The sequence below is a fragment of the Rhodanobacter sp. FDAARGOS 1247 genome (assembly GCF_016889805.1).
GTDB lineage: Bacteria > Pseudomonadota > Gammaproteobacteria > Xanthomonadales > Rhodanobacteraceae > Rhodanobacter.
This window is the reverse complement of the sequence record NZ_CP069535.1, coordinates 2048373-2071429: the sequence shown is the minus strand read 5'-3', so window position 1 is coordinate 2071429 and position 23057 is coordinate 2048373. Positions and strand designations below refer to the sequence as shown.

18 protein-coding genes are annotated in these 23057 nt (G+C 66.4%); 10 read left to right on the top strand and 8 right to left on the bottom strand.

All coding sequences use genetic code 11. From position 1 onward, the window contains the following. Positions 1 to 31: 31 nt before the first annotated feature. Both I6J77_RS09355 and I6J77_RS09350 read left to right on the top strand, forming a co-directional pair. Entirely contained in the window at positions 32 to 1069 is a 1038-nt protein-coding gene (locus I6J77_RS09355) for a PHB depolymerase family esterase (RefSeq protein ID WP_204108781.1), read from the top strand. 889 nt (positions 1070 to 1958) lie between these two features. Then, positions 1959 to 5267, top strand: coding sequence for a PAS-domain containing protein (locus I6J77_RS09350; protein ID WP_204108780.1), 3309 nt, complete (start codon positions 1959 to 1961; stop codon positions 5265 to 5267). Positions 5268 to 5379: 112 nt separating this feature from the next. On the opposite strand, the gene I6J77_RS09345 is transcribed toward I6J77_RS09350, so the two are convergent. Further along, positions 5380 to 6153 carry an HNH endonuclease gene (locus tag I6J77_RS09345; RefSeq protein WP_204108779.1) on the bottom strand — a complete coding sequence of 258 codons (774 nt, stop codon included), beginning with the start codon at positions 6151 to 6153 and terminating at the stop codon, positions 5380 to 5382. A gap of 55 nt (positions 6154 to 6208) precedes the next feature. Then, on the bottom strand, positions 6209 to 6868 hold the full coding sequence (locus I6J77_RS09340) for a response regulator transcription factor (RefSeq protein WP_204108778.1): 660 nt from the start codon (positions 6866 to 6868) through the stop codon (positions 6209 to 6211). A gap of 207 nt (positions 6869 to 7075) precedes the next feature. Between I6J77_RS09340 and I6J77_RS09335 the strand changes: the two genes are divergently transcribed. The 3 genes from I6J77_RS09335 (at position 7076) to I6J77_RS09325 (ending at position 10014) form a co-directional block, all read left to right on the top strand. Further along, positions 7076 to 8824, top strand: a complete 1749-nt coding sequence (locus I6J77_RS09335; protein ID WP_239308894.1) for a D-(-)-3-hydroxybutyrate oligomer hydrolase — start codon at positions 7076 to 7078, stop codon at positions 8822 to 8824. Between the two features lie 107 nt (positions 8825 to 8931). Further along, the gene (locus I6J77_RS09330; protein ID WP_204108777.1) at positions 8932 to 9441 is read left to right on the top strand and encodes a peptidylprolyl isomerase; all 510 of its coding nucleotides are present in this window, start codon (positions 8932 to 8934) and stop codon (positions 9439 to 9441) included. A 135-nt stretch (positions 9442 to 9576) separates the two neighbouring features. Further along, positions 9577 to 10014, top strand: coding sequence for a YidB family protein (locus tag I6J77_RS09325; RefSeq protein WP_204108776.1), 438 nt, complete (start codon positions 9577 to 9579; stop codon positions 10012 to 10014). A 94-nt stretch (positions 10015 to 10108) separates the two neighbouring features. Here the strand turns inward: I6J77_RS09325 and I6J77_RS09320 are convergent, their stop codons facing one another. Then, on the bottom strand, positions 10109 to 10363 hold the full coding sequence (locus tag I6J77_RS09320) for a GlsB/YeaQ/YmgE family stress response membrane protein (protein WP_099652052.1): 255 nt from the start codon (positions 10361 to 10363) through the stop codon (positions 10109 to 10111). A 150-nt stretch (positions 10364 to 10513) separates the two neighbouring features. On the opposite strand from I6J77_RS09320, the gene I6J77_RS09315 reads away from it, so the two are divergent. Together I6J77_RS09315 and I6J77_RS09310 are read left to right on the top strand one after the other, a co-directional pair. Then, a complete protein-coding gene (locus tag I6J77_RS09315; RefSeq protein ID WP_204108775.1) occupies positions 10514 to 11713 on the top strand; it encodes a pyridoxal phosphate-dependent aminotransferase in 1200 nt (399 codons plus the stop codon). Between the two features lie 90 nt (positions 11714 to 11803). Further along, on the top strand, positions 11804 to 12787 hold the full coding sequence (locus tag I6J77_RS09310) for a malate dehydrogenase (RefSeq protein ID WP_204108774.1): 984 nt from the start codon (positions 11804 to 11806) through the stop codon (positions 12785 to 12787). A gap of 65 nt (positions 12788 to 12852) precedes the next feature. On the opposite strand, the gene I6J77_RS09305 is transcribed toward I6J77_RS09310, so the two are convergent. Next, positions 12853 to 13881 (bottom strand): MerR family transcriptional regulator, encoded by a 1029-nt coding sequence (locus I6J77_RS09305; RefSeq protein ID WP_204108773.1) that lies wholly within the window; start codon positions 13879 to 13881, stop codon positions 12853 to 12855. Positions 13882 to 14040: 159 nt separating this feature from the next. On the opposite strand from I6J77_RS09305, the gene prpE reads away from it, so the two are divergent. Further along, complete coding sequence (gene prpE / locus I6J77_RS09300) at positions 14041 to 15936, top strand: propionate--CoA ligase (protein ID WP_204108772.1); 1896 nt, start codon at positions 14041 to 14043, stop codon at positions 15934 to 15936. A 78-nt stretch (positions 15937 to 16014) separates the two neighbouring features. On the opposite strand, the gene ahpF is transcribed toward prpE, so the two are convergent. The 3 genes from ahpF to I6J77_RS09285 form a co-directional block, all read right to left on the bottom strand. Next, positions 16015 to 17613 carry an alkyl hydroperoxide reductase subunit F gene (gene ahpF / locus I6J77_RS09295; RefSeq protein WP_204108771.1) on the bottom strand — a complete coding sequence of 533 codons (1599 nt, stop codon included), beginning with the start codon at positions 17611 to 17613 and terminating at the stop codon, positions 16015 to 16017. A gap of 181 nt (positions 17614 to 17794) precedes the next feature. Further along, entirely contained in the window at positions 17795 to 18358 is a 564-nt protein-coding gene (gene ahpC / locus I6J77_RS09290) for an alkyl hydroperoxide reductase subunit C (protein ID WP_056717598.1), read from the bottom strand. Positions 18359 to 18532: 174 nt separating this feature from the next. Next, positions 18533 to 19846: a dicarboxylate/amino acid:cation symporter gene (locus tag I6J77_RS09285; RefSeq protein WP_204108770.1), complete on the bottom strand. Its 1314-nt coding sequence runs from the start codon at positions 19844 to 19846 to the stop codon at positions 18533 to 18535. 162 nt (positions 19847 to 20008) lie between these two features. Here I6J77_RS09285 and prpB point away from each other — a divergent pair, with 162 nt between their 5' ends. Next, positions 20009 to 20893, top strand: a complete 885-nt coding sequence (gene prpB / locus I6J77_RS09280; protein ID WP_204108769.1) for a methylisocitrate lyase — start codon at positions 20009 to 20011, stop codon at positions 20891 to 20893. A 51-nt stretch (positions 20894 to 20944) separates the two neighbouring features. After that, the gene (gene prpC, locus I6J77_RS09275) at positions 20945 to 22090 is read left to right on the top strand and encodes a 2-methylcitrate synthase (RefSeq protein WP_007809023.1); all 1146 of its coding nucleotides are present in this window, start codon (positions 20945 to 20947) and stop codon (positions 22088 to 22090) included. 98 nt (positions 22091 to 22188) lie between these two features. Here prpC and I6J77_RS09270 read toward each other — a convergent pair whose 3' ends face one another. Then, positions 22189 to 22878, bottom strand: coding sequence for a TerC family protein (locus I6J77_RS09270; RefSeq protein WP_056717595.1), 690 nt, complete (start codon positions 22876 to 22878; stop codon positions 22189 to 22191). Positions 22879 to 23057: the final 179 nt, after the last annotated feature.

The window sequence follows — 23057 nt, the reverse complement described above, 5'->3', positions numbered from 1 at the left end:
AGCACCTCGAATCGAGCCCATGGAGCGACCGATGACTACCCGCTGGACAACCCGCGTGCTGTGGCTGGCCTTGCTGGCCAGCGCCGGCAGTGCCTGCGCCAAAGGCCCCGACGCCAGTTTGCCGAAGCTGAAGATCGACCCGGCACGCACCGCAGTGGTCGGTCTTTCCTCCGGTGCCTACATGGCTACCCAGGCGCAACTGGCCTATCCGGAGCTGTTCCCGAACGCGGCGATGGTCGCCGGCGGACCGTACGGCTGCGCCGGCGGCAAGCTGGAGGTGGCGCTGGGCAGTTGCATGAAGGGCGTGCCCGCACCGGATGTCGCCGCACTGGTGGCCAGCGCCGGCAAGCGTTCGGCCGCCGGCGAAATCGGCGCGCTGAAGGATCTGGCGCATGCTCGCGTCTACCTGCTGCACGGCAGGGACGACGCCCTGGTGGCACCGGCCGTGGCCGAAGCCGGCGCCCATTTCTATGAACAACTGCGCGATGGCACGCCGGGCCTCGGGGGCATGCAGGTGCATGACGATGGCCAGCGCGCGTTCGCGCACAACCTGCCGGTGGCGGGCACCGGCGACGATTGCGACAAGTCGGTGACGCCTTACCTCGGCCACTGCGGCTTCGACGCGGCGGGCGAAATCTTCGCGCAGATGTTCGGCCAGCCGGCGCATGCTGCGACCACGGCCAAGGGCGAGTTGCGCAACTTCGACCAGGACGCGCTGCGTCCCGACGGAACCGACGCGTTCCTGGCCGATACCGGCTACGTCTACCTGCCGCCCGCCTGTCTCGCCGGCAAGTCCTGCGGCGTGGTGGTGGCGTTCCACGGTTGCAAGCAGAACGCCGATGCGGTGGGCAAGGCTTTCGTCGAGGACGCCGGCTTCAACCGCTGGGCCGACGTCTACGACGTGGCAGTGCTATATCCTCAGACCCGCGCAAGTTTCGCGCCCTTGAATCCGCAAGCATGCTGGGACTGGTGGGGTTATTCCGGAGCCGACTACGACACACGCCACGGCGTGCAGTTGCGCTGGCTGGTGAACGCGGCACGGGCGTTGGGGTTGCCCGCCGGCCATTGATGGCCCCGCACGCCGATGGCCTCGACGTTACTGTAGGAGCGCACCCTGTGCGCGATGCTCTTGCTTTATTCGAAGCCAGAAGCTTCAGAGCGAAGAGCTTTCGTCCTCCTTCGGAGGGCGAGTCACTTTCTCTTGAGTGGCCAAGAGAAAGTAACCCAAGAGAAGGCCACCCCGCTTCCGCGCTTTCCGGGCGTCGGGCAACCGCTCCTGCGTTGCCTCAACTCGGGCATCCATGCCCTCGCCATGCCCGGAAAGTCCGCGAGCCGGGGCCGGGCTTTTCGACAGGGCATCGGGCAACCGCATCCTGCGTTGCCTCCACTTCGGCATCCATGCCGTCGCCTGCCCTGGCGAAAAGGAGCCGACATCCCTGTCGGCTCCCGCTACGCGGCCTGTCGGCCCCGCCTCGCCGCTGCAGAGGGGCCCCGGGCAGAGCGACGCGCATCCTGCGCGTACTTTTCAGAAGAGCCGGATCAAGAGCAAAGCCGCGGCGACTCGGAGCTTTCGCTCGGCTTTTGGCTTTTGCTTCTTCTTTTGCTCTTCAGCTTCATCACCGAGTGCGGGCCACGATGGCCCGCTGCTTTACCGGGGTCCCTTGTGCGGCGGTGAGCCGGGGTCGACAGGCCGCGCAGCGGGCGTTGCCAGGGATGGCAACGCCTTTTCGCACGGGCAGGATGCCCGTTCGAAAAGCCCGGCCCCGGCTCACGCACTTGTTGGGCAGGATGCCCAACAAGCGCCAAGCGGGGGGTCGTTTTCTCTTGGTTACTTCTCTTTTGGACAAGCAAAAGAGAAGTAACTCGCCCTCCGAAGGAGGACGAAAGCTTTTCGCTCCAAAGCATCCAGCTGCGACGCGAACATCGCGACGGAAGTCGCCCCCACGGATGTGCTTCGCATGCTGAGCGCCAGCGTCATCGCCATCGCCGCCTTGTGCTGGCTGGGCCTGCTGTTCGGCGTGGCGTTGCTCGGCGAACGCCGCCCGCACATTTTCGAGAAGCGCTGGGCGATCGTGTATGCGCTGTCGCTGGCGATTCACTGCACCTCGTGGACGTTCTACGGCACCGTGACCCAGGCCAGCCGTTCGGGCTGGTGGCTGCCGCCCACGTTCGTCGGGGCGATCCTGATGTATTTGTTCGCGCTGAAATTCCTCGGCCGGCTGGTGCAACTGGTGCGCGAGTACAACGCCGGGTCGCTGGCCGACCTGATCGCGGTGCGGCTGGGACGGCATTCGGGGCTGGCGGCGCTGGTCACGGCGGTGGTGGTGATCGGGATCGTGCCGTACATCGCGCTGCAGCTGAAGGCGGTGGCGATGAGTTACGGCATCCTCAGTCAGGGCCAGCTGGCCGAATCCGATCCGTGGCAGGACAGTGCGTTGTACGTGGCGCTGCTGATGGCGCTGTTCGCGATGCTGTTCGGCACCCGTCGGGCGTCGACCATGGCGCACAACCGCGGGCTGGTGCTGGCGATGGCGTTCGAGTCGCTGTTCAAGCTCGGCGCGATGCTGGCGCTGGGCACGCTGCTGTTCGCGGCGTTGCCGCCCGGCTTGCCGGTGAACGTGCCGCAGGCGCCCGACAGTGGCGGGTTCCCCGCCTTGATCCTGCTCGGCGCGCTGGCGATGTTCACCATGCCGCACCAGTTCTACGCGGGCATCGTGGAATGCCGCGACGATGGCCAGCTGCGCACCGCGCGCTGGCTGTTCCCGCTGTACCTGCTGCTGATCTCGCTGCCGATCCTGCCGCTGGCGCGGCTGGGCGATGCATGGCTGGGCGCGAGCGGGGTGTCGTCGGACATGTACGTGCTGGCGCTGCCGCTGGCCCGTGGCGAACACGGGCTGGCGCTGATCGCGTTTCTCGGCGGCCTGAGCGCCGCGACCAGCATGGTGGTGATCGCCACGCTGACGCTGAGCCTGATGGTGGTCAATCATTTCATCGCGCCGCTGCGAGTGCGTTCCGGCTGGGGCCGCGACGAGCATGGCGACCTGCGCGGCGAGCTGCTGAACCATCGGCGCGTCGCGATCCTGCTGGTGATCCTGCTGGCCTGGGCGTATAGCCGGTTGCTGGCACGCAACGAGGCGCTGGCCGACATCGGCGCGATCTCGTTCTCCGCGCTGGCCGGGCTGACACCGGCGCTGCTGGCGGCGGTGTATCGGCCGCAGCTCGGACCGCGCGCGGTGATGGCCGGGCTGGCCGCGGGCACCCTGGTGTGGATGTATGCCGTGCTGCCGGCCCTGTTGCCGGCCGCGCCGGCGTGGTTGCACAGCGGTCCGTTCGGCCTGCACTGGCTGGCGCCGGATGGCCTGCTGGGGCTGGGCAACTGGAACCGGCTGGGGCGCGCGGTGGTGGTCAGCCTGCTGGTCAACATCGTGGTGATGCTGGCGCTGGCCGGCTCCCGTTACGGCCGTTCCGCGCACGCCGTCAGCGTGGGCGACGTGGGCCTGGTCGAACTGCGGGCGCTGGCGGCGCGCTTCCTGCCGCCGGAGCGGGTCGCGCTGCTGTTTGCCAGCGCGCCGGCGGCCGGTTCCGCCGGCAGTGCGCGGGTGGCCCAGGTCGAGCACGAACTGGCCGCGGTGATCGGCGCGGCATCCGCGCGCCTGCTGCTGGAAGTGGTGCATCGGCAGGGTCGCGACGACCTGGACACGGTGGTCGCCATCGTGGGCGAGGCGGCGCAGGACCTGCGCTTCAACCAGCGCGTGCTGGAGGCGGCGCTGGAGAACATGAGCCAGGGCATCTGCGTGGTCGATGCGGAACTGCACCTGGTGGCGTGGAACACGCCGTATGCGTGCCTGTTCGACTATCCGCCGGGGATGCTGCAGGTGGGGCGGCCGGTGGCCGAGCTGACCCGCCACAACATCGACGCCGGCATGCTGGGTCCGGGTGAAGTCGAAGCGCGCGTGCAGCGCCGGCTGGCGCACATGCGCACCGGCACGCGGCATTTGTCCGAGCGGCGTTTTCCCGACGGCACCATCGTCGAGATTCGCGGCAACCCGATGCCCGGCGGCGGCTTCGTGGCCACCTTCACCGACGTCACCGCCTTCCGCCAGGCCGAGGCGGCGCTGAAGCGGGTCAACGAAACACTCGAACTGCGGGTGGAGGAACGCACCCGCGAGCTGGCCGCAGCCTCGGCCGAAGCGCAGGCGGCGAATGCCTCGAAGAGTCGTTTCCTGGCCGCGGTCAGCCACGACCTGATGCAGCCCCTGCACGCCGCGCAGCTGTTCGCGCACTCACTGACCGAGCGCGGCGGCGATGTCGCCATCGCGCAGCATCTCAACGGTGCGCTCAGCGCCACCGAAGGCCTGCTCACCGGCCTGCTCGACGTGGCCCGGCTGGAGGGCGGTCGCCTGCATCCGCAGCCGCGCGCGTTTGCGCTGGCCGAAGTGCTCGATCCGCTGGCTGCCGAGTTCAGTGCCATCGCGCTCGACCGCGGCGTGCGGCTGGACGTGGTCGGCACACGCGCGTGGGTGCATTCCGATCCACAGCTGCTGCGCCGGGTGTTGCAGAACTTCCTGTCGAATGCCTTGCGCTATGCGGAGCACGGTCGCGTGCTGCTCGGCGTGCGTCGAGCCGGTGACCACCTGCGCGTGGAGGTGTGGGACACCGGCCCGGGCATCGCCGTGGCGGAGCAGGAACTGATCTTCCAGGAATTTCGCCGTGGCAGCGCCGCGGGCGGGCAGGGGCTCGGACTGGGTCTCTCCATCGCGCAACGCATGGCCGAGCTGCTCGGTCATCCGCTGGGGCTGCGTTCCTGGCCTGGTCACGGCAGCGTCTTCCATCTCGCCGTGCCACTGGCGCGGGCTGCCGCTCGCCTGCCGATGGCTGCCGGCGTGGCGCAGTCGCTGCCGACGGGTCGCGCGCTGCTGCTGGACAACGAACCGGCCGCGCTGGCCGCGCTGGGCAGCCTGCTGAGCAGTTGGGGCTGGCAGGTTCACCCGGCCCGCAATGCGGAACAGGCACTGGCCGCGCCGTGGCGACCGGACCTGCACATCCTCGATTTCCATCTGGATGGCGGGCACACCGGCCTGGACGTCTGGCAGCGCCTGTGCGAGCGGCATGCCGACGTGCCGACGGTGATGCTCACCGCGGATCGGGACGGCGAACTGCGGCAACGGCTGCTCGATGCGGGGATCGGCGTGCTGTACAAGCCGTTGAAGCCGCTGGCACTGCGGCAGATGTTGCAGCGGGTGGCGACCGGGGTAGTACAGAGGTGACGTGCGATTGATGTGTGCTTTTGTATTACGGATGCGGCGTGCGAGATTTAAGAAAAGCCAGTAACTGGCGAGGCTGCATGGTTGGAGAAGCTTCGAATAGTATTCCTCAAAACTAATCTAGGCTGAACAACACATGTGGGTGTTGAGAGCGATGGCACTCGTAACATAGGGTCACCAAATTTCTCGGATCGTTCATGCCGTAATTCGATAGTGGAATAATGTGATGAACATGCAGTACGCCGGTGGATCGACAAATATTGCACCTACGGTTGTCCTGCATGCGTATTTTTTTCGCGAGTTCGTGCCATCCCGGCTCCTCGGGATAAGTGACGCGATCTGCACAGGAGATCAAGCCGAGATGGTAGGCGCGCATGAATTTAAGCCACGTCCGTGGTGCTAGGTTTGATGGTACGAGGCCGGCATGTTTCACCTTGGTGGTTATGCGACCTACTGATTCGTTCTCGTTGATCACGGCTTCCATGAAGCCCCAATCCATGAAAGGAATTCCGTTGGTCTCGTTGATGATCGAGTCGATAGCCGAAATATTTATCGGCATGTTTCCTTTAATCAGTTCGATACATTGCTTACAGACCACTAGTCGACAAGTGGCGAATTGTGGGGGACGGGCTGTCCGGCAAACCGCACAACGATTTTCCGGTGCGACGACGTTACATCGGGTGATTTCGTCGGCTTGAAGTGGTGGAGTCGGTGCAACCTGATCTGTCAAGGATACGGAAGTTTCGATAATTGACGAAGCTTGCCCCACTTGTAAATTGGGCGGCCTACTACTGGATGTTGGGTATGGGTGTTTCCCTTCTGGCAGCGATTTGTCGCGTGCCAGCCACCACCACAAAAGGCCAGCCGCGAGCAAAATGACAAAGCCCATCAACTTCTCCTGTAGGAGTTGAGCGCAATAGGTGAGCTTGCGAGCAAATTTTCAGTTACGCAATTCGCGCCGGTTCGCCCAGTTCCAGCGACTTCAGCAGCATCCCCGCCTGGGTCCGGTTGCGCACCTTCAGCTTCTCGAAAATCGCGGTGACGTGCGCCTTCACCGTGCGCTCCTGGATCGCCAGCCGGTCGGCGATCTGCTTGTTGAGCAGGCCTTCGGCCAGCAGGGCCAGCACGCGCGATTGCTGTTCGGTGAGGCGGGCCAGGCGGCTGGCGAGGTCGGTGTCGGCGGGATCGGCGGGCAGGGTGGCGACGGCCTCGGCGAGATCGGGCGGCAGCCAGGTGCCGCAATCGAGCACGCTGCGGATCGCCTCGCCGATTTCGACAGGACTGGCGCTCTTGGGGATGAAGCCGGCGGCGCCGTGATCGAGCACGCGGCGCACGATGCGCGGCTCGTCGTGGGCGGAGACCACCAGCACGGCCACACCGGGGTGCTGGCCGCGCAAGGCGGCCAGGCCGGACAGGCCCTGGCTGCCGGGCATGTGCAGGTCGAGCAGGACCAGGTCGATATCCGGTGCGCCAGACAGCAGCTGCAGCGCTCCGGCAAGGTCAGCCGCCTCCCGGATCTCGCAGCCGGGCAGGCTATCGTTCGCGGCCAGCCGCAGCGCGGCGCGAAACAGGGGATGGTCGTCGGCAATCAGCAGGCTGGTCATGACGCTGAAGTTAGCTGGCCGCCGCGGCCGCGTCGAGTTTGCCGCCGTGGCGGCGATGGACTTTCGTACGATGGCCAGGCGCCCTGTGCTTGCTATGGTGCGGGAATGAAAAATTCCGCCCGTCGCCTGCCCTGGCTGTTCTGCTTCATGCCCTTATCCGTCATGCTGTCCGCTTGTGCCAGCCATGCCACGGGGAAGGAAGCTGCCATGCCAGAGGTCGACTACGGGGAAGTGCGGGTGACCGAACATCGCGGTCGCGATGATCTGCTGAGTGCGGGGCTGGGCCTTGCCGGCCTGGCCGCTGCGCCGCTGCCCTTCACCGATCCACTCGACCCCGGCGCGGAAGAACTGCGGCGACGCGCGATCCAGACCAGCTGGAAGGGCATCGCCGACCTGGGTCCGCTGGGTGGCTACGGCACGGTCTACGGCGCGGTGCCCGACGTGCCCGGGCGCGAATACTCGGCGTTTGCCCGGATTCCCGGCGCACGCGCGCCGCATCGCGTATTGCTGCAGTTGCCGGACAACTTCGACAAGCAGAAACGCTGCCTGGTGGTGACGGCTTCCTCGGGCTCGCGCGGCATCTACGGCGCGATTTCGCTGGCCGGCGCGTGGGGCCTGCCGCACGGCTGCGCGGTGGCATATACCGACAAGGGCACCGGCACGGGCTACTTCGATTTCGCCGATCACAGCGGCGTGGCGCTGGACGGGCGTCGCGCGAAAAAGGGCGACGCCGCGCTGGAATTCCAGCCGATGCCGGGGCCGCCGGTCACCGGCATCGCGATCAAGCACATGCATTCGGGCGACAACCCGGAGGCGGCCTGGGGCAGGCACGTGATCCAGGCCGCGCAGTTCGGCCTGGCCATGCTCGATCGGGCGTATCCGGAAGAGGCGCCGTTTACGCCGCAGAACACGAAGATCATCGCCACCGGCATCTCCAATGGCGGCGGTGCGGTATTGCAGGCGGCCGGGCTGGATCACGACGGATTCTTCGCCGGCGTGGTCGCGCTGGAACCGAATGTGCACGTGAAGGATCGCGGTCGCGCGTTGTATGACTACGCCACCGAGGCGGCGATCTGGCTGCCCTGCGCCCTGAGCGCGGAACAGTTTGCCGGCGTACCGATGGCGCGCGGGCCACGCGGCGTGGCGTTGCCGGCATGGCCGATCCGCTGCGCCAGCCTGCGGGCCCAAGGCAAGCTCAGTGGCAACACGCTGGCGCAGCAGTCCGCGCAGGTGCGGGACTATCTGCATGCGCGTGGCTGGACCGACGAGGCGATGGACACGGCGGCCAGCACCACGGCGTTCGACCTGTGGCGGGTGATCGCGGCGGGCTACGCATCGTCCTACCTGCGGCGCGGCGCGGGCGACATGCCTTGCGGATTTCACTACGCGGCGATCGGTGCCGGTGGCGCGCCGGGCGTGGCGGACGCCGCGACGCGGGCAGCATGGTGGGCCGAGGGTTCGGGCATTCCCCCGGGCAACGGCATCGGGCTTTACGGCGGCGTCAATGTATCGGCCGATCCGACCCTGATCGGCAGCGAATGCCTGCGCGCGCTGTGGACCGGCGAAGACCACGAGGCGCAGGCGCTGCACGCTTCGGTGGCCGAAACCGCCGCTCGCCTGCCGCGGGCGGACCTGCCGCTGTGGGTGCTGCACGGCGCCAGCGACGGCTTGCTGCCCACGGTTTTCAGTTCCGAGCCGTACGTGGAATGGCTGCGCGACGAAGGGCGCCGGCCGATCTACTGGAAGGTGCCGCATGCGCAGCACTTCGATGCGTTCCTCGCCCTGCCAGGTTTCGGCGAGCGCCACGTGCCGCTGCTGCCCTACGGCTACGTGGCGCTGGATCGGTTGTGGGGGCACCTGTACGAGGGCAAGTCATGGCCGGTCGATGCGCCGGCGCCCGCGGCCCGGCCGCGTGGCGTCGGTGTGCTCGACCGCGGCAAACTGGGCCTGCCCTGAGCATCGACGGTCGGCCATGGCTGATCCACCACCCGGGCTGGGTTATCCTTCACGACCCCGATATCCGTGCCGTGGCACGGTGCAGCTCTTGAACCCAAGGATTTGCCATGACCATCAATGTCACCTTCACCACCAACCGCGGCCCGATCCACCTGCGCCTGCATGAAGACAAGGCGCCGGTCACGGTGGCCAACTTCGTCAACCTGGCAAAGCGTGGCTACTACGACGGCCTGTCGTTCCATCGCGTGATCGCCGACTTCATGATCCAGGGCGGTTGCCCCGAGGGCAGCGGTCGCGGCGGTCCGGGCTACAAGTTCGAGGACGAGTTCAACGCCTCGCTGAAGCACGACAAGCCGGGCGTGCTGTCGATGGCCAACGCCGGTCCGCGCACCAACGGCAGCCAGTTCTTCATCACCCATGGCCCGACCCCGTGGCTGGACGGCAAGCACAGCGTGTTCGGCGAAGTGGTCGATGCCGCCGACATGAACGTGGTCAACGCGATCAGCCAGGGCGACACGATCGAGAAGGTCACCGTGGACGGCGACGTCGATGCCCTGCTGGCGGCGCAGTCGGATCGCGTCAAGGAATGGAACGCGGTGCTCGACCAGCGCGGCTGAATCCATCATCAGGATTCGCAGGAAATCGCCGGCTGACGCCGGCGATTTTTTTGGGTCGAAGGTCATGGTCGCGCCGGTTTCATCAGCCTATGATCGACTGGCTTCACGCTTGTTCATTCATCAAGGAGAACGACCATGTCATTCCTCGACGATTTGCTTGGCGGTCAGGGACAGCAGCAGGGCGGCGGTGCCGGCTCGATGATCTCGGTGGCGGGTGATCTGCTGCAGCGCGCCGGCGGCGTGCAGGGCCTGATCAGCATGTTGCAGCAGCACGGGCTCGGCGGCGCGGTGCAGTCATGGGTGGGCACCGGCGCCAACCAGCCGGTCTCGGGGGATCAGCTCGGTCAGGCGCTGCAGAACGGTGGCATGGGTTCGCTGGTGCAGGAGGCTGCCAGCAAGCTCGGGGTCGATCCGGGCGTGGTACTCAGCGGGTTGTCGCACGTGCTGCCACACGCGGTCGATCACATGACGCCGGATGGCCAGGTGCCGGATGCGGGGCAGGGCAGCGGCTTCGATCTGGGCATGCTTGAAGGTCTGGCCGGCAAGCTGCTGGGCGGGCTGGCGCAGGCCTGACGAGCCTGACGAGCAGGCCTGATGAAACCCGGCACGATCAGGTGAGCCTGATCGGAAACATCCCGGCAGAGCGGCGCTCCGCCGGGATCGCTGCTCAGGCGGACTTGCGCTTGAGCAAGTGGTAGATCAGCAGCAACACGATCGCACCGATCACCGAAGCGATGAAACCGGCCGATTGCCCCTCCTGGTACCAGCCAAACACGTTCTGGCCGACCCAGGTGGCGAGCAGCGAGCCGGCAATGCCGATGATGGCGGTGATGATGAAGCCGCCCGGGTCCTTGCCCGGCATCAGCAGCTTGGCCACCAGGCCGACGATCAGTCCAATCACGAATACCCAAAGCCAGTGCATGTGGATCTCCTCCGTGTTGAGTGAGCCGCCCGTCGCGCGGGCGTGGCCATCATGCCCGGTTCTCGTGGACATGGCGTGCACGACCAGCGCCGGGTCCGGATGGCGTGATAAAATCACCGCCTTTGCTTCCTCCCCCAGCGTGAGAGACCCATGCCCCAGCTCGCCCAGCGTGTCGGCCGCGCCAAACCCAGCGCGATCATGGTGATTGCCGAGAAGGCGAAACAGCTCAAGGCTGCCGGCCGCGACATCATCAGCTTCTCCATCGGCGTACCGAACTTCCTGCCGGGCGAACACGTTTATGCCGCCGCACGCGAGTCGCTGTCGCATGACTCCGGCCAGTACGGCAGCAACCGCGGCGCCGACGCGCTGCTGGATGCATTCCTGAAGCACATCGAAGCACTGGGTTTTTCCGGCTATGGGCGCACGAACCTGTCGATCGGCATCGGCGCCAAGCACGTGCTGTACAACCTGGCCGAGGCGCTGCTGGACGAGGGCGATGAGATCTGTTTCGCCGCGCCGTACTGGACCACGTACCGCGACATCGCCGACATCGTGGGCGCAAAGGTCAACGTGATGCATTGCGGATCGGAGCAGAACTACAAGCTCACTCCGGCCCAGCTCGACGCCGCGCTGGTGCGCAAGCCCAAGGTGTTCCTGTTCAACAATCCGTCCAACCCCACCGGCATGGTCTACACCGGCGCGGAGATCGCGGCGCTGGCCGAGGTGCTGGCGAGGCACCCGGATACCTGGGTGATCACCGACGACATCTACAACTCGATGGTGTTCGACGGCATCGGCTACCACAACTTCGTGTTCGCCAAGCCCGAGCTGAAGGAACGGGTGATCTTCGTCGATTCGGTGTCCAAGACCTACGGCATGCCGGGCTGGCGCGTGGGCCTGATCGCGGCGCCGGAAGCGGTGGCGAAGGCCGTCACCACGTTGAACTCCAACCACATCACCAGCCTGCCGGAAGTGATCACCGCCGCAGCCGTGGCGGCGCTGAGCGGACCGCAGGATGTCCCGCAGGCCAAGTGCGAGGAATTCGCTGGCCGTCGCGACACCGTGTTTGCCGCGCTCAGCGCGATTCCCGGCGTGGTCTGCCCGCGGCCGCAGGGTGCGTTCTACGCATTTCCCGACGTTTCGGTGGCCTTCGGCAAGAGCCACCACGGCGTGGCGATCAACAACGACGTGGAATTCTGCGCCGCGCTGCTGGAGGCCAAGGGCGTCGCCTGCGTGCCCGGTTCCGCCTTTGGCGAGCCGCGTGCGATGCGCATCTCGTACACCTGTCCGGCTGCACAATTGCAGCCGGGCCTGCAACGCATTGCCGAGTTTTTCGCCGAGCTGAATTGAACCCGTGAATCGGGAATGGGGAGTCGGGCATCGGCCCGCTCCGCTCTTCCGATTTTCCTTTGCCGATTCCCCCTTCCCGGAGATCAAATGATGAAAGCCCCCGTTCGCGTTGCCGTTACCGGCGCTGCCGGCCAGATCGGTTATGCCTTGCTGTTCCGTATCGCCGCCGGCGACATGCTGGGCCCGGACCAGCCGGTGATCCTGCACCTGCTGGAAATCACCCCGGCCTTGCCGTCGCTGCAGGGCGTGGTGATGGAATTGAACGATTGCGCCTTCCCGACCCTGGCCGGCGTGGTCGCCACCGACGATGCCAACGTCGCCTTCAAGGACGTCGACTATGCGCTGCTGGTCGGCGCCCGTCCGCGCGGCCCGGGCATGGAGCGCAAGGATCTGCTGGAAGCGAACGGTGCGATCTTCGGTCCGCAGGGCAAGGCGATCAATGACCACGCCAGGCGCGACGTGAAGGTGCTGGTGGTCGGCAACCCGGCCAACACCAATGCGCTGATCGCCCAGCAGAACGCGCCGGACCTGGACCCGAAGTGCTTCACCGCGATGGTCCGCCTGGACCACAACCGCGCCAAGGCGCAGCTGGCCGAGAAGACCGGCAAGCACAACACCGACGTCAAGAAGATGACGATCTGGGGCAACCACAGCTCCACCCAGTATCCGGACCTGTCGCAGACCACCGTCGACGGCAAGCCGGCGCTGAGCCTGATCGACCAGGCCTGGTACGAGAGCGACTTCATCCCGACCGTGCAGCAGCGCGGCGCGGCGATCATCAAGGCGCGCGGCGCCTCGTCCGCGGCCTCCGCCGCGTCGGCCGCGATCGACCACATGCGCTCGTGGGCACTGGGCACGGCCGAGGGCGACTGGGTTTCGATGGGCATTCCGTCCGACGGTTCCTACGGCATCGCCCCGGGCGTTATCTACGGCTACCCGGTGACGGTGAAGGACGGCAAGTACACGATCGTGCAGGACCTGCCGGTCAGCGACTTCTCGCGCGCCCGCATGGATGCCACCGACAAGGAACTGCGCGAGGAGCGCGCCGGCGTCGAGCATCTGTTCGCGAAGTAACAAGTCGGCTCCCGCAGGGAACCGGAAAGGGTGGCCGATCGGCCACCCTTTTTTGTGCGCGCCGGTCAGTGCGACGAGCGCGCCGGGCCTTTCAATGCCTGCCGCACGTAGTCCAGCAGCGTGTCGTCCACCGCGCTGCCGCTGCGCAGGTCCGGTTCCCTGGCGTAGGCCTCGCGGATGCGGGCGTGCGTCGCCGGATCATCGCCGGCGTAGGCGCGGAACAATGCCATCCAGCGCGTCGCCAGCTGTCGCGCATGCGGATCGTCGGCAGGCAGATGGTCGGCGATCGCCTGGCGCAGTTCGGCGATCAGTGGCGGCCACGCGTACATCTGCCGGCCGTAAAGCTCGCGCATGCGCGGCATGTCGTGCGGCGTGAGGTAGCGCTCGAAGATCGCCAGCCGCCCCGCGACCATCGACTGCTCCACGAACTGCTCCAGCTCGCGGGTGATGCCGCTGCGTTCGCGCAGGCCGGGCTCGTTCTCGTTCATCGCATGCAGGCGCATCAGGAAGGCGGGATTGCCGCCGGTGCCGCGGCCGACCATCGTCATCCACTGTTGCGCCAGGATCTGCGCGTCGGGATCGTCCGGCGTGGCGCCGCGGTCCATCGCCGATTGCACGGCGCTGACCAGGGCGCTCCAGTCGGTCAGCACGTCCGGGTCGGTGTGCAGCGGCAGGGTCTTCAGTTCCTCGGGTGAGAAATACTTCTCGTACATCGTCATCAGCTCCAGCGTGTCCAGCCAGTCGGCCAGGTCGGGGGACTGTCCGTGCGCCAGCTGCGCGCGCAGATGCACCAGGCGCTCGCGCAGGCGGGTGCCTTCGGCGAGCTCGCGGTCGATCTGCGTGATCTGCCGGTCGACCACCTCGGCCAATGGCTGCAGCGGTCCGGACAGGGCTTTGCCGATGTCGGCCAGCGACAGGCCCAACTGACGCAGGGCCTGGATACGGTGCAGGCGTTCGATGTTCGCCCGGTCGTAGTGTCGATAGCCGGCAGCGGAGCGCACCGACGGGGTCAGCAGGCCGATGGTGTCGTAATGGTGCAGCGTACGGACGGTCAGTCCGCAGCGCCTGGCGAGTTCGCCCACGGTCAACAACATGGCTTGCCTTCTCCTTCGGTGTGCGCCGTGCACACTGGGGCCTCACGTTACGTGAGGGTCAAGCGCGGCGAAAGGCCATGCTCAGCTACGACCATTGTCGCGATGATGCGGCTGCCGGGCTGGTCTAGGCTGGCGGCAACGAAACCCTGGAGTCCGCCCATGCGCTACGAGGAGTTCTACCGGCAGTCGGTCGACGAGCCGGAGTCGTTCTGGGCCGAGCAGGCGCGGCTGATTCACTGGGAGACGCCGCTGCGGCAGATCCTCGATCAGTCGAACCCGCCGTTCCGGCGCTGGTTCGTGGGCGGCACGACCAACCTCTGCTACAACGCGGTCGATCGCCACCTGGCCGAGCGCGCGGAGCAGCTGGCGCTGGTGGCGATTTCCAGCGAGACCGAGGCCACCCGCGAGTTCACCTATCGCCAGCTGCATCGCGAGGTGAACACGTTTGCCGCGGTGCTGCAGTCGCTGGACGTGGGCAAGGGCGATCGGGTGGTGATCTACCTGCCGAACATCGCCGAGGCGGTGTTCGCGATGCTGGCCTGCGCGCGGATCGGCGCGATCCATTCGGTGGTGTTCGGCGGCTTTGCGGCGCACAACCTGGCGCTGCGCATCGACGACGCGCAACCGAAGCTGCTGGTTGCCGCCGACGCCGGCATGCGCGCGGGCAAGGTGATCCCGTACAAGCCGCTGGTCGATGCGGCGCTGAACGAGGCGTCGGCACCGCCGCCGCATGTGCTGATCATCGACCGCGGGCTGGATCCGCAGATGACCCGGGTGGCCGGGCGCGATCTGGACTACGCCAGCCTGCGAGTGCAGCACGCGGATGCCGAGGTGCCGGTGGCCTGGCTGGAATCGAACGAGCCGAGCTACCTGCTGTATACCTCGGGCACCACCGGCAAGCCCAAGGGCGTGCAGCGTGACGTGGGCGGTTATGCGGTGGCGATGGCCTTGTCGATCCGCTGCGTGTTCGACATCGCGCCGGGACAGGTGATGTTCTCCACCTCCGACGTGGGCTGGGCGGTGGGTCATTCCTACAACGTCTATGGCCCGTTGATCGGCGGCGCCACCAGCTTGTTGTACGAGGGCCTGCCGACGCGGCCCGATGCAGGCATCTGGTGGCAGCTGTGCGAGCGCTACAAGGTGCGCACCATGTTCTCCTCGCCCACCGCGATCCGCGTGCTGAAGAAGCAGGACGAGAGCTGGCTGAAGAAGCACGACCTGTCGACACTGAAGTGGCTGTTCCTCGCCGGCGAGCCGCTGGACGAGCCGACCGCACAGTGGATCACCGGCGCGCTGGGCGTGCCGGTGATCGACAACTACTGGCAGACCGAAACCGGCTGGCCGGCGATCACCCTGATGCCCGGGCTGGATCTGAAGACGGTGAAATTCGGCTCGCCCGGCCTGCCGGCGCCGGGCTACCGGATGAAGGTGATCGACGAGAACACCGGCGCGGAAGTACCCCACGGCACCAAGGGCGTGCTGGTGCTGCAGCTGCCGTTGCCGCCAGGCTGCCTCAGCACCATCTGGCGTGACGACGACCGCTACGTGTACAGCTATTTCAGCCACTTCAAGGAGCTGCTGTACAGCTCGCTGGACTGGGCGGTGCGCGATGAGGACGGCTACACCTTCGTGCTTGGCCGCACCGACGACGTGATCAACGTGGCCGGCCATCGCCTGGGCACTCGCGAGATCGAGGAGTCGGTGGCCAGCCATCCGGCGGTGGCCGAGGCGGCCGTGGTCGGCGTGAGGGACGAGCTGAAGGGGCAGGTGCCGATCGTGTTCGCCACGTTGAAACGGGATGCCGGTGATGGTGCCGCCGCGGTGGCGAAGGCCATGCAGCAGCGCGTGGTCGACCAGCTTGGCGGCGTGGCAAGGCCGTCACGCATCTATGTGGTGAATGCCTTGCCGAAGACCCGTTCCGGCAAACTGCTGCGCCGCTCGTTGCAGGCGTTGGCGGAGCAGCGCGATCCGGGCGATCTGTCCACGCTGGATGATCCGGGGGCGCTGGAGGACATTCGCCGGGCGCTGGAACACGGGCCCGATCAAGGCAGCTGACGCCGGGCCACGGCCCGCCCGGCGAAGCGGTGAGCGGGACCGCGAGTCATCCCGTTCACTTCGATCCGTTCAATTCGATCAGGCGGCGACCGCTTCCTTGCGGTCTTCCGTGACCACCAGCGGGCTGCGGATCAGGTGATCAAAGGCGCTCAGCGCTGCCGTGGAGCCGGCACCCATCGCGATCACGATCTGCTTGTACGGCACTGTGGTGGCGTCGCCGGCGGCGAACACGCCGGGCAGGGAGGTCTGGCCGCGTTCGTCGATCACGATCTCGCCGCGCGGGGACAGTTCCAGCGTGCCCTTCAGCCATTCGGTGTTCGGCAGCAGGCCGATCTGCACGAAGATGCCTTCCAGTTCCAGCGTGTGCATCTGCTCGCTGGCACGGTCCCGATAGACCAGTGCGCTGACCCGCTGGCCATCGCCCAGCACCTCGGTGCTCAGCGCGCTGACGATGATGTCGACGTTGGGCAGGCTGCGCAGCTTGCGCTGCAGGACTTCGTCGGCGCGCAGTTTGCCGTCGAATTCGATCAGGGTGACGTGGGCCACGATGCCGGCCAGGTCGATCGCCGCCTCGACGCCGGAGTTGCCGCCGCCGATCACCGCCACGCGCTTGCCCTTGAACAGCGGACCGTCGCAATGCGGGCAGTAGGCCACGCCCTTGTTGCGGTATTCGTCTTCGCCGGGCACGCCCATCTGCCGCCAGCGGGCGCCGGTCGAGAGGATCACCGTCTTCGCCTTCAGCGTGGCGCCGTTGGCCAGTTCGATTTCAACCAGGCCACCGGTGGCGTCGCTGGCTGGCACCAGCTTCTCGGCGCGCTGCAGGTTCATCACGTCCACGTCGTATTCGTGCACGTGTTGCTCCAGCGCGGCGGCGAGCTTCGGGCCTTCGGTATAGGGCACCGAGATGAAGTTCTCGATCGCCATGGTGTCCAGCACCTGGCCGCCGAAGCGCTCGGCCGCCACGCCGGTGCGGATGCCCTTGCGCGCGGCATAGATCGCCGCCGCCGCGCCGGCCGGGCCGCCGCCGACCACGAGCACGTCGAACGCGTCCCTGGCCTTGATCTTCTCCGCTTCGCGGGCGCTGGAGCCGGTGTCGAGCCTGGCCACGATCTGCTCCAGGCTCATGCGGCCCTGGTCGAACACTTCGCCGTTGAGGAACACGGTGGGCACCGACATCACCTGGCGCTTTTCCACCTCGTCCTGGTACAGCGCGCCGTCGATCGCCACGTGCCGGATGCGCGGGTTGAGCACGCTCATCAGGTTCAGCGCCTGCACCACGTCGGGGCAGTTCTGGCAGGACAGCGAAAAATAGGTTTCGAACTTGAAGTCGCCATCGAGGTTGCGCACCTGCTCGATCGTATCGGCGGCCGCCTTGGACGGATGGCCGCCGACCTGCAGCAGGGCCAGCACCAGCGAGGTGAATTCATGACCCATCGGCAGGCCGGCGAAACGCACGCCGATGTCGGTGCCGACGCGGTTGATCGCGAACGACGGCTTGCGCGCCTCGCTGTCGTCGCGGCGCAGGCTGATCTTGTCCGATAGCGCGGCAATCTGCTGCAGCAGTTCGTCCAGTTCCTGCGACTTGGCGCTGTCGTCCAGCGCGGCGACCAGCTCGATCGGCTGCACCAGCTTTTCCAGATAGGCCTGCAACTGGGTCTTGAGGGTTTCGTCGAGCATGGTTACCACTCCAGTGATGGATGCGTGGGGATCGTGGGGAGGGAAGAGGCTTGTGACAGCAGCCTGCGCCGGAGGGGAGGGCGGCAGGGCGGGGAGCGGTGCCGGGCGCAAGCCGCTGACACAAGCATCCAGGCGGGTTGGAACCGGGCGCCGTGGCGCCCGGTTCCGATGCAGCGGTGACTCAGATCTTGCCGACCAGGTCCAGCGACGGCGCCAGGGTCTTCTCGCCTTCCTTCCACTTGGCCGGGCAGACCTCGTTCGGGTGGGCGGCGACGTACTGGGCAGCCTTGACCTTGCGCAGCAGTTCGGACGCGTCGCGGCCGATGCCACCGGCATTGATCTCGACGATCTGGATCTTGCCCGCCGGGTCGATCACGAAGGTGCCGCGATCGGCCAGACCGGCTTCCTCGATCATCACCTCGAAGTTGCGGCTGATCGTGCCGGTCGGATCGCCGACCATGGTGTAGTTGATCTTCTTCACGGCGTCCGAGGTGTCGTGCCAAGCCTTGTGCGCGAAATGGGTGTCGGTCGAGACCGAGTAGATCTCCACGCCCAGCTTCTGGAACTCGGCGTAGTTGTCGGCCAGGTCCTCGAGCTCGGTCGGGCAGACGAAGGTGAAGTCGGCCGGGTAGAAGAACACCACGGACCACTTGCCCTTCAGGTCGGCGTCGGAGATCTGGACGAATTTGCCGGCCTTCAGTGCGTCGGCCTTGAACGGTTTCACTTCGGTATTGATCAGGGACATCTTGGTTTTCCCGTGGTGGTTGAACAGTGGGGACGATGCTACGAGGGTGGACACGATAAATCTAATTGATTATCGGCATCGCAACGATTGGCCTGAGCTATCAGGTGTCCTGTCCCGATCTGTGGCCGGACGGGCCTGCTTCAAGCCCGCACTTCGGCCATGCCGGGGGGGCGCTCAGGGCGCGACCAGTCGCCCGCGCAGTTGCTGGTCCACCACCGTGGCGGTGACGATGTCGCTGCCCACGTTGACCGTGGTGCGCATCATGTCCAGGATGCGGTCCACCCCGATGACGATGCCGATGCCTTCCGGCGGGATGCCGAACGTCGCCAGCAGGCCGGCGATCATCGGCAGCGAGCCGCCCGGTATGCCGGCGACGGCCACCGCGCTCAGCACCGACAGCAGCATCAGGATGGCCTGATGGCTCAGGCTGAGTTCCACGCCGAACGCCTGCGCCACGAACAGCACCACACAGCCCTCGAACAGGGCGGTGCCGCTCATGTTCATGGTCGCGCCCAGTGGCAGCACGAAGCCGGCGGTGCTGGGGTTGAGCTTCAGCTCGTCATGCGCCACCGCCAGCGAGGCGGGCAGGCAGGCGTTGCTGGAACTGGTCGAGAACGCGGTGATCAGCAGGGCGCGGATCTGCCGGAAGTACGCCAGCGGCGAACGCCTGGCCAGGAAACGCAACCACAGCGACATCGTGCCGAACAGGTGCAGCGCCAGCGCGACGCTGCAGCCGACCACGAACACCGACAGCGCCAGCAGCACGTCCACGCCGACCTTGACGATCACGCTGTAGATCATCGCCGGTACCGCGAAGGGCGCCAGTTGCAGGGCGAAGCCCACGATTTTCGTCATCAGGTCGGTGATGGTGTCCAGCGCCACCTGCACCCGCTTGCGCTCCTTCTCGCGCAACTGGGTGGCCGCCGCGCCGACCAGGATCGCGAACAGGATCAGCGGCAGTACGTCGCCCAGCGCATTGCGGCTGGGGCCGGCCACCGCGCCGACCAGGTTGCGCGGCATGAACATCTCCACCAGCGTGCTGAAACTCATGCTGGGCTGGGCGGCCTTGGTGTCGATCGTCTTCTGCGCGCTGCTGCCGTATTCCTGCATCAGCTGGGTGCGCGCCTGCTCGTCCAGATGATGGCCGGGCTGTACCGTGTTCATCATCACCAGGCCGATCGCCACGGCGATCAGCATGTTGGCGAAGAACAGCGCAAAAGTGCGCCCGGCCAGCGGCCCCAGCCGGTCCAGTCGGCCCAGTTGGGCCACGCCGGAGGCCAGCGAGCTGAACACCAGCGGGATCACCACGAAGAACAGCAAGCGCAGGAAGATCTGCCCGAACGGGTCGAACACCGCACCGGAGACCTTCTGCATCAAGGCCAGGGTGGGCGGATGCAGTTGGCCGATGCCCAGGGTGGCCACGGCGGCCACCACGCCGATCACCAGGCCCCACAGGATGCGTTTCGCGAGAGGAGTCGATGTGCTCATGGGTTGAATGTACGGGGCGGCGGCGGATTCGTCACGCAGGAAATTGCGGCTCGCCGCTGGCCCGGCGCCAGCCTCCGTTCGAGGCGATGGCAGGGGTGTCGGAAGGTCCAATCCCGGCGGGACGCCCCGGTGGGCTAAAATGCCCGTTTTGACGGAGGCGACATGACTCAGCCCGCATCCCCCGGTACACGTTTCCGTTCGGCCGTTGCCGCCGAACAGCCACTTCAGGTGATGGGCGCGATCACCGCCTACGCCGGCCTGATGGCCAGGCGCGTCGGCTACAAGGCGCTGTACCTGTCCGGCGGCGGCGTGGCCGCCAATTCGCTGGGCATGCCGGACCTCGGCATCAGCACCATGGAAGATGTGCTTACCGACGCGCGCCGCATCGTCGACGCCACCGGCCTGCCGCTGCTGGTCGACATCGATACCGGCTGGGGCGGGGCGTTCAATATCGCCCGCACGATCCGCTCGTTCGAGCGCGTGGGCGTGGCTGCGGTGCACATGGAGGATCAGGTCGGCCAGAAGCGTTGTGGCCATCGTCCCGGCAAGGAAGTGGTGCCGAAGGACGAGATGGTCGACCGGGTGAAGGCGGCGGTGGATGCGCGCACCGATGCGGGCTTCGTGATCATGGCGCGCACCGACGCGGCGGCCGTGGAAGGCATCGACGCGGCGATCGAGCGCGCGGTGGCCTACGTCGAGGCCGGTGCCGACATGATCTTCCCCGAGGCGATGAAGACGCTGGCGGATTACCGCAAGTTCAAGGCCGCGGTGAAGGTGCCGATCCTGGCCAACCTCACCGAGTTCGGTTCCACCCCGTTCTTCACCACCGACGAACTGCGCGACGCCGGCGTGGACATCGCGCTGTACTGCTGCGGTGCCTATCGCGCGATGAACAAGGCGGCGCTCAACTTCTATGAAACCGTGCGCCGCGAAGGCACCCAGAAGAACATCATCGACACCTTGCAGACGCGCGAGGAGCTGTACGACTTCCTCGGTTACCACGCCTATGAGGACAAGCTCGACGCGCTGTTTTCGAAGCAGGGCTGATCCCTGCGCAAACGCATACGCCAAGCAAAAAAACGCACCCTGGAGAACCCGATGAGCGAACAAGTCCTGCCCAAGGCCAAGAAATCCGTCGCCCTGTCCGGCGTCGCCGCCGGCAACACCGCGCTGTGCACGGTCGGCCGCAGCGGCAATGACCTGCATTACCGCGGCTACGACATCCATGACCTGGCGGCCAAGGGCTGCTTCGAGGAAGTGGCCTACCTGCTGGTGCACGGCGTGCTGCCGACCTGGACCGAACTGCAGAACTACAAGGCCAAACTGAAGCGCCTGCGCGGCTTGCCTGCGCCGGTGAAGGCCGCGATGGAGCTGCTGCCGGCCTCGACCCATCCGATGGACGTGCTGCGCACCGGTTGTTCGGTGCTGGGCACCGTGCTGCCGGAGAAGGACGACCACAACGTCACCGGCGCACGCGACATCGCCGACCGCCTGATGGCCAGCTTCGGTTCGATGCTGCTGTACTGGTACCACTTCAGCCACAACGGCAAGCGCGTCGAGACCGAGACCGACGACGACTCGATCGCCGCGCACTTCCTGCATGTGCTGCATGGCAGGAAGCCCAGCGACCTGCATGCGCAGGCGCTGGACAAGTCACTGGTGCTGTACGCCGAGCACGAGTTCAACGCCTCCACCTTTGCCGCCCGCGTCATCGCCGGTACCGGTTCGGACATGTATTCGGCGATCACCGGCGCGATCGGCGCGCTGCGCGGTCCGAAGCACGGCGGCGCCAACGAGGTGGCGATGGAGATCATCGCGCGCTATCGCAACGCGAACGATGCCGAGGCCGACATCCGCGCCCGCGTCGAGAAGAAGGAAATCATCATCGGCTTCGGTCACCCGGTTTACACCGTCTCCGATCCGCGCAACGAGATCATCAAGGAAGTCTCGCGCAAGCTGTGCACCGACGGCGGCAACCCGACCCTGTTCGAGGTGTCCGAGCGGATCGAGAAGGTGATGGGCGAGGTCAAGAAGATGTTCCCCAACCTCGACTGGTTCTCGGCCAGCGCGTACCACATGATGGGCGTGCCCACCGCGATGTTCACCCCGCTGTTCGTGATCTCGCGTACTTCCGGCTGGAGCGCCCACGTGATCGAGCAGCGCCAGGACGGCAAGATCATCCGCCCCAGCGCAAACTACACCGGCCCGGAAGACCAGGCCTACGTGGCGATCGACAAGCGCTGAACCCGTGACGGCGAATCGGGGCGGGGCCCCGGGTTCGCCGTGTCGACCAGTGTCCCCGGAACGGGATCGGTTCAGTCCGCTCCGGGTGGGGCCTCGATTCAGTGGTTGGCCAACCTGGCCTGTTCCCTGCGCCTGTGCACCAGCCAGCCTCCGCCGCAGATGCCGATCACGGCCAGCGCATCGACGCCGTACTTCACCCATGCGTGCGCCTCGAACCAGCTGCTCAGCAGGTGGTCGTGGGTGATCATGCGGCCGGCGGTGATCGCGATGGCTGCGGCGCCGATGTACATGATGATCGGGTAGCGATCGATCAGTTTCAGGATCATCGTCGAGCCCCAGACCACCAGCGGCACGCTGATCAGGAGCCCCAGGATGACCAGCAGCAGGTGGCCCTTGGAGGCGCCGGCAATGGCCAGCACGTTGTCCAGACCCATCAGCGCGTCGGCGACGATGATCGTGCGCAGCGCAGCCCAGAACGTGTTGCCCGACTTGATGTCCGGGCCCTGGTCGTCACCGTGGTTCAGCAGTTTCCAGGCGATCGGCAGCAACAGCAGACCGCCAACCAGCATCAGCCCGGGAAGCTTCAGCAGATAGACGACCACGGCGGTCAGTACGAAGCGGATCGCGATGGCGCCGAACGTGCCCCAGAAAATCGCCTTCTTCTGCAGCTCCTTCGGCAACCGGCTGGCGGCCATCGCAATGACGATGGCATTGTCGCCGGCCAGCACGAGGTCGAGCAGGATGATGGCCAGCAGGCCGGAGAGAAAATCGGGAGCAGCGAAATCCATCGAGGTTTCCTTGCGCGTCGGACAATGCAGTGGCCACGGACGCGCGCGGCCCGTGACCACCGCAAAAGTCTCGTTCGCAGGCAACTGCTGGACGACCGGAGCGAGACCTCGCTCGTGTTGACGATCGTCGCACCGGGCGGGACAACGCCTGCCGCGGGAACTACTCCCTTTTGGGAAGG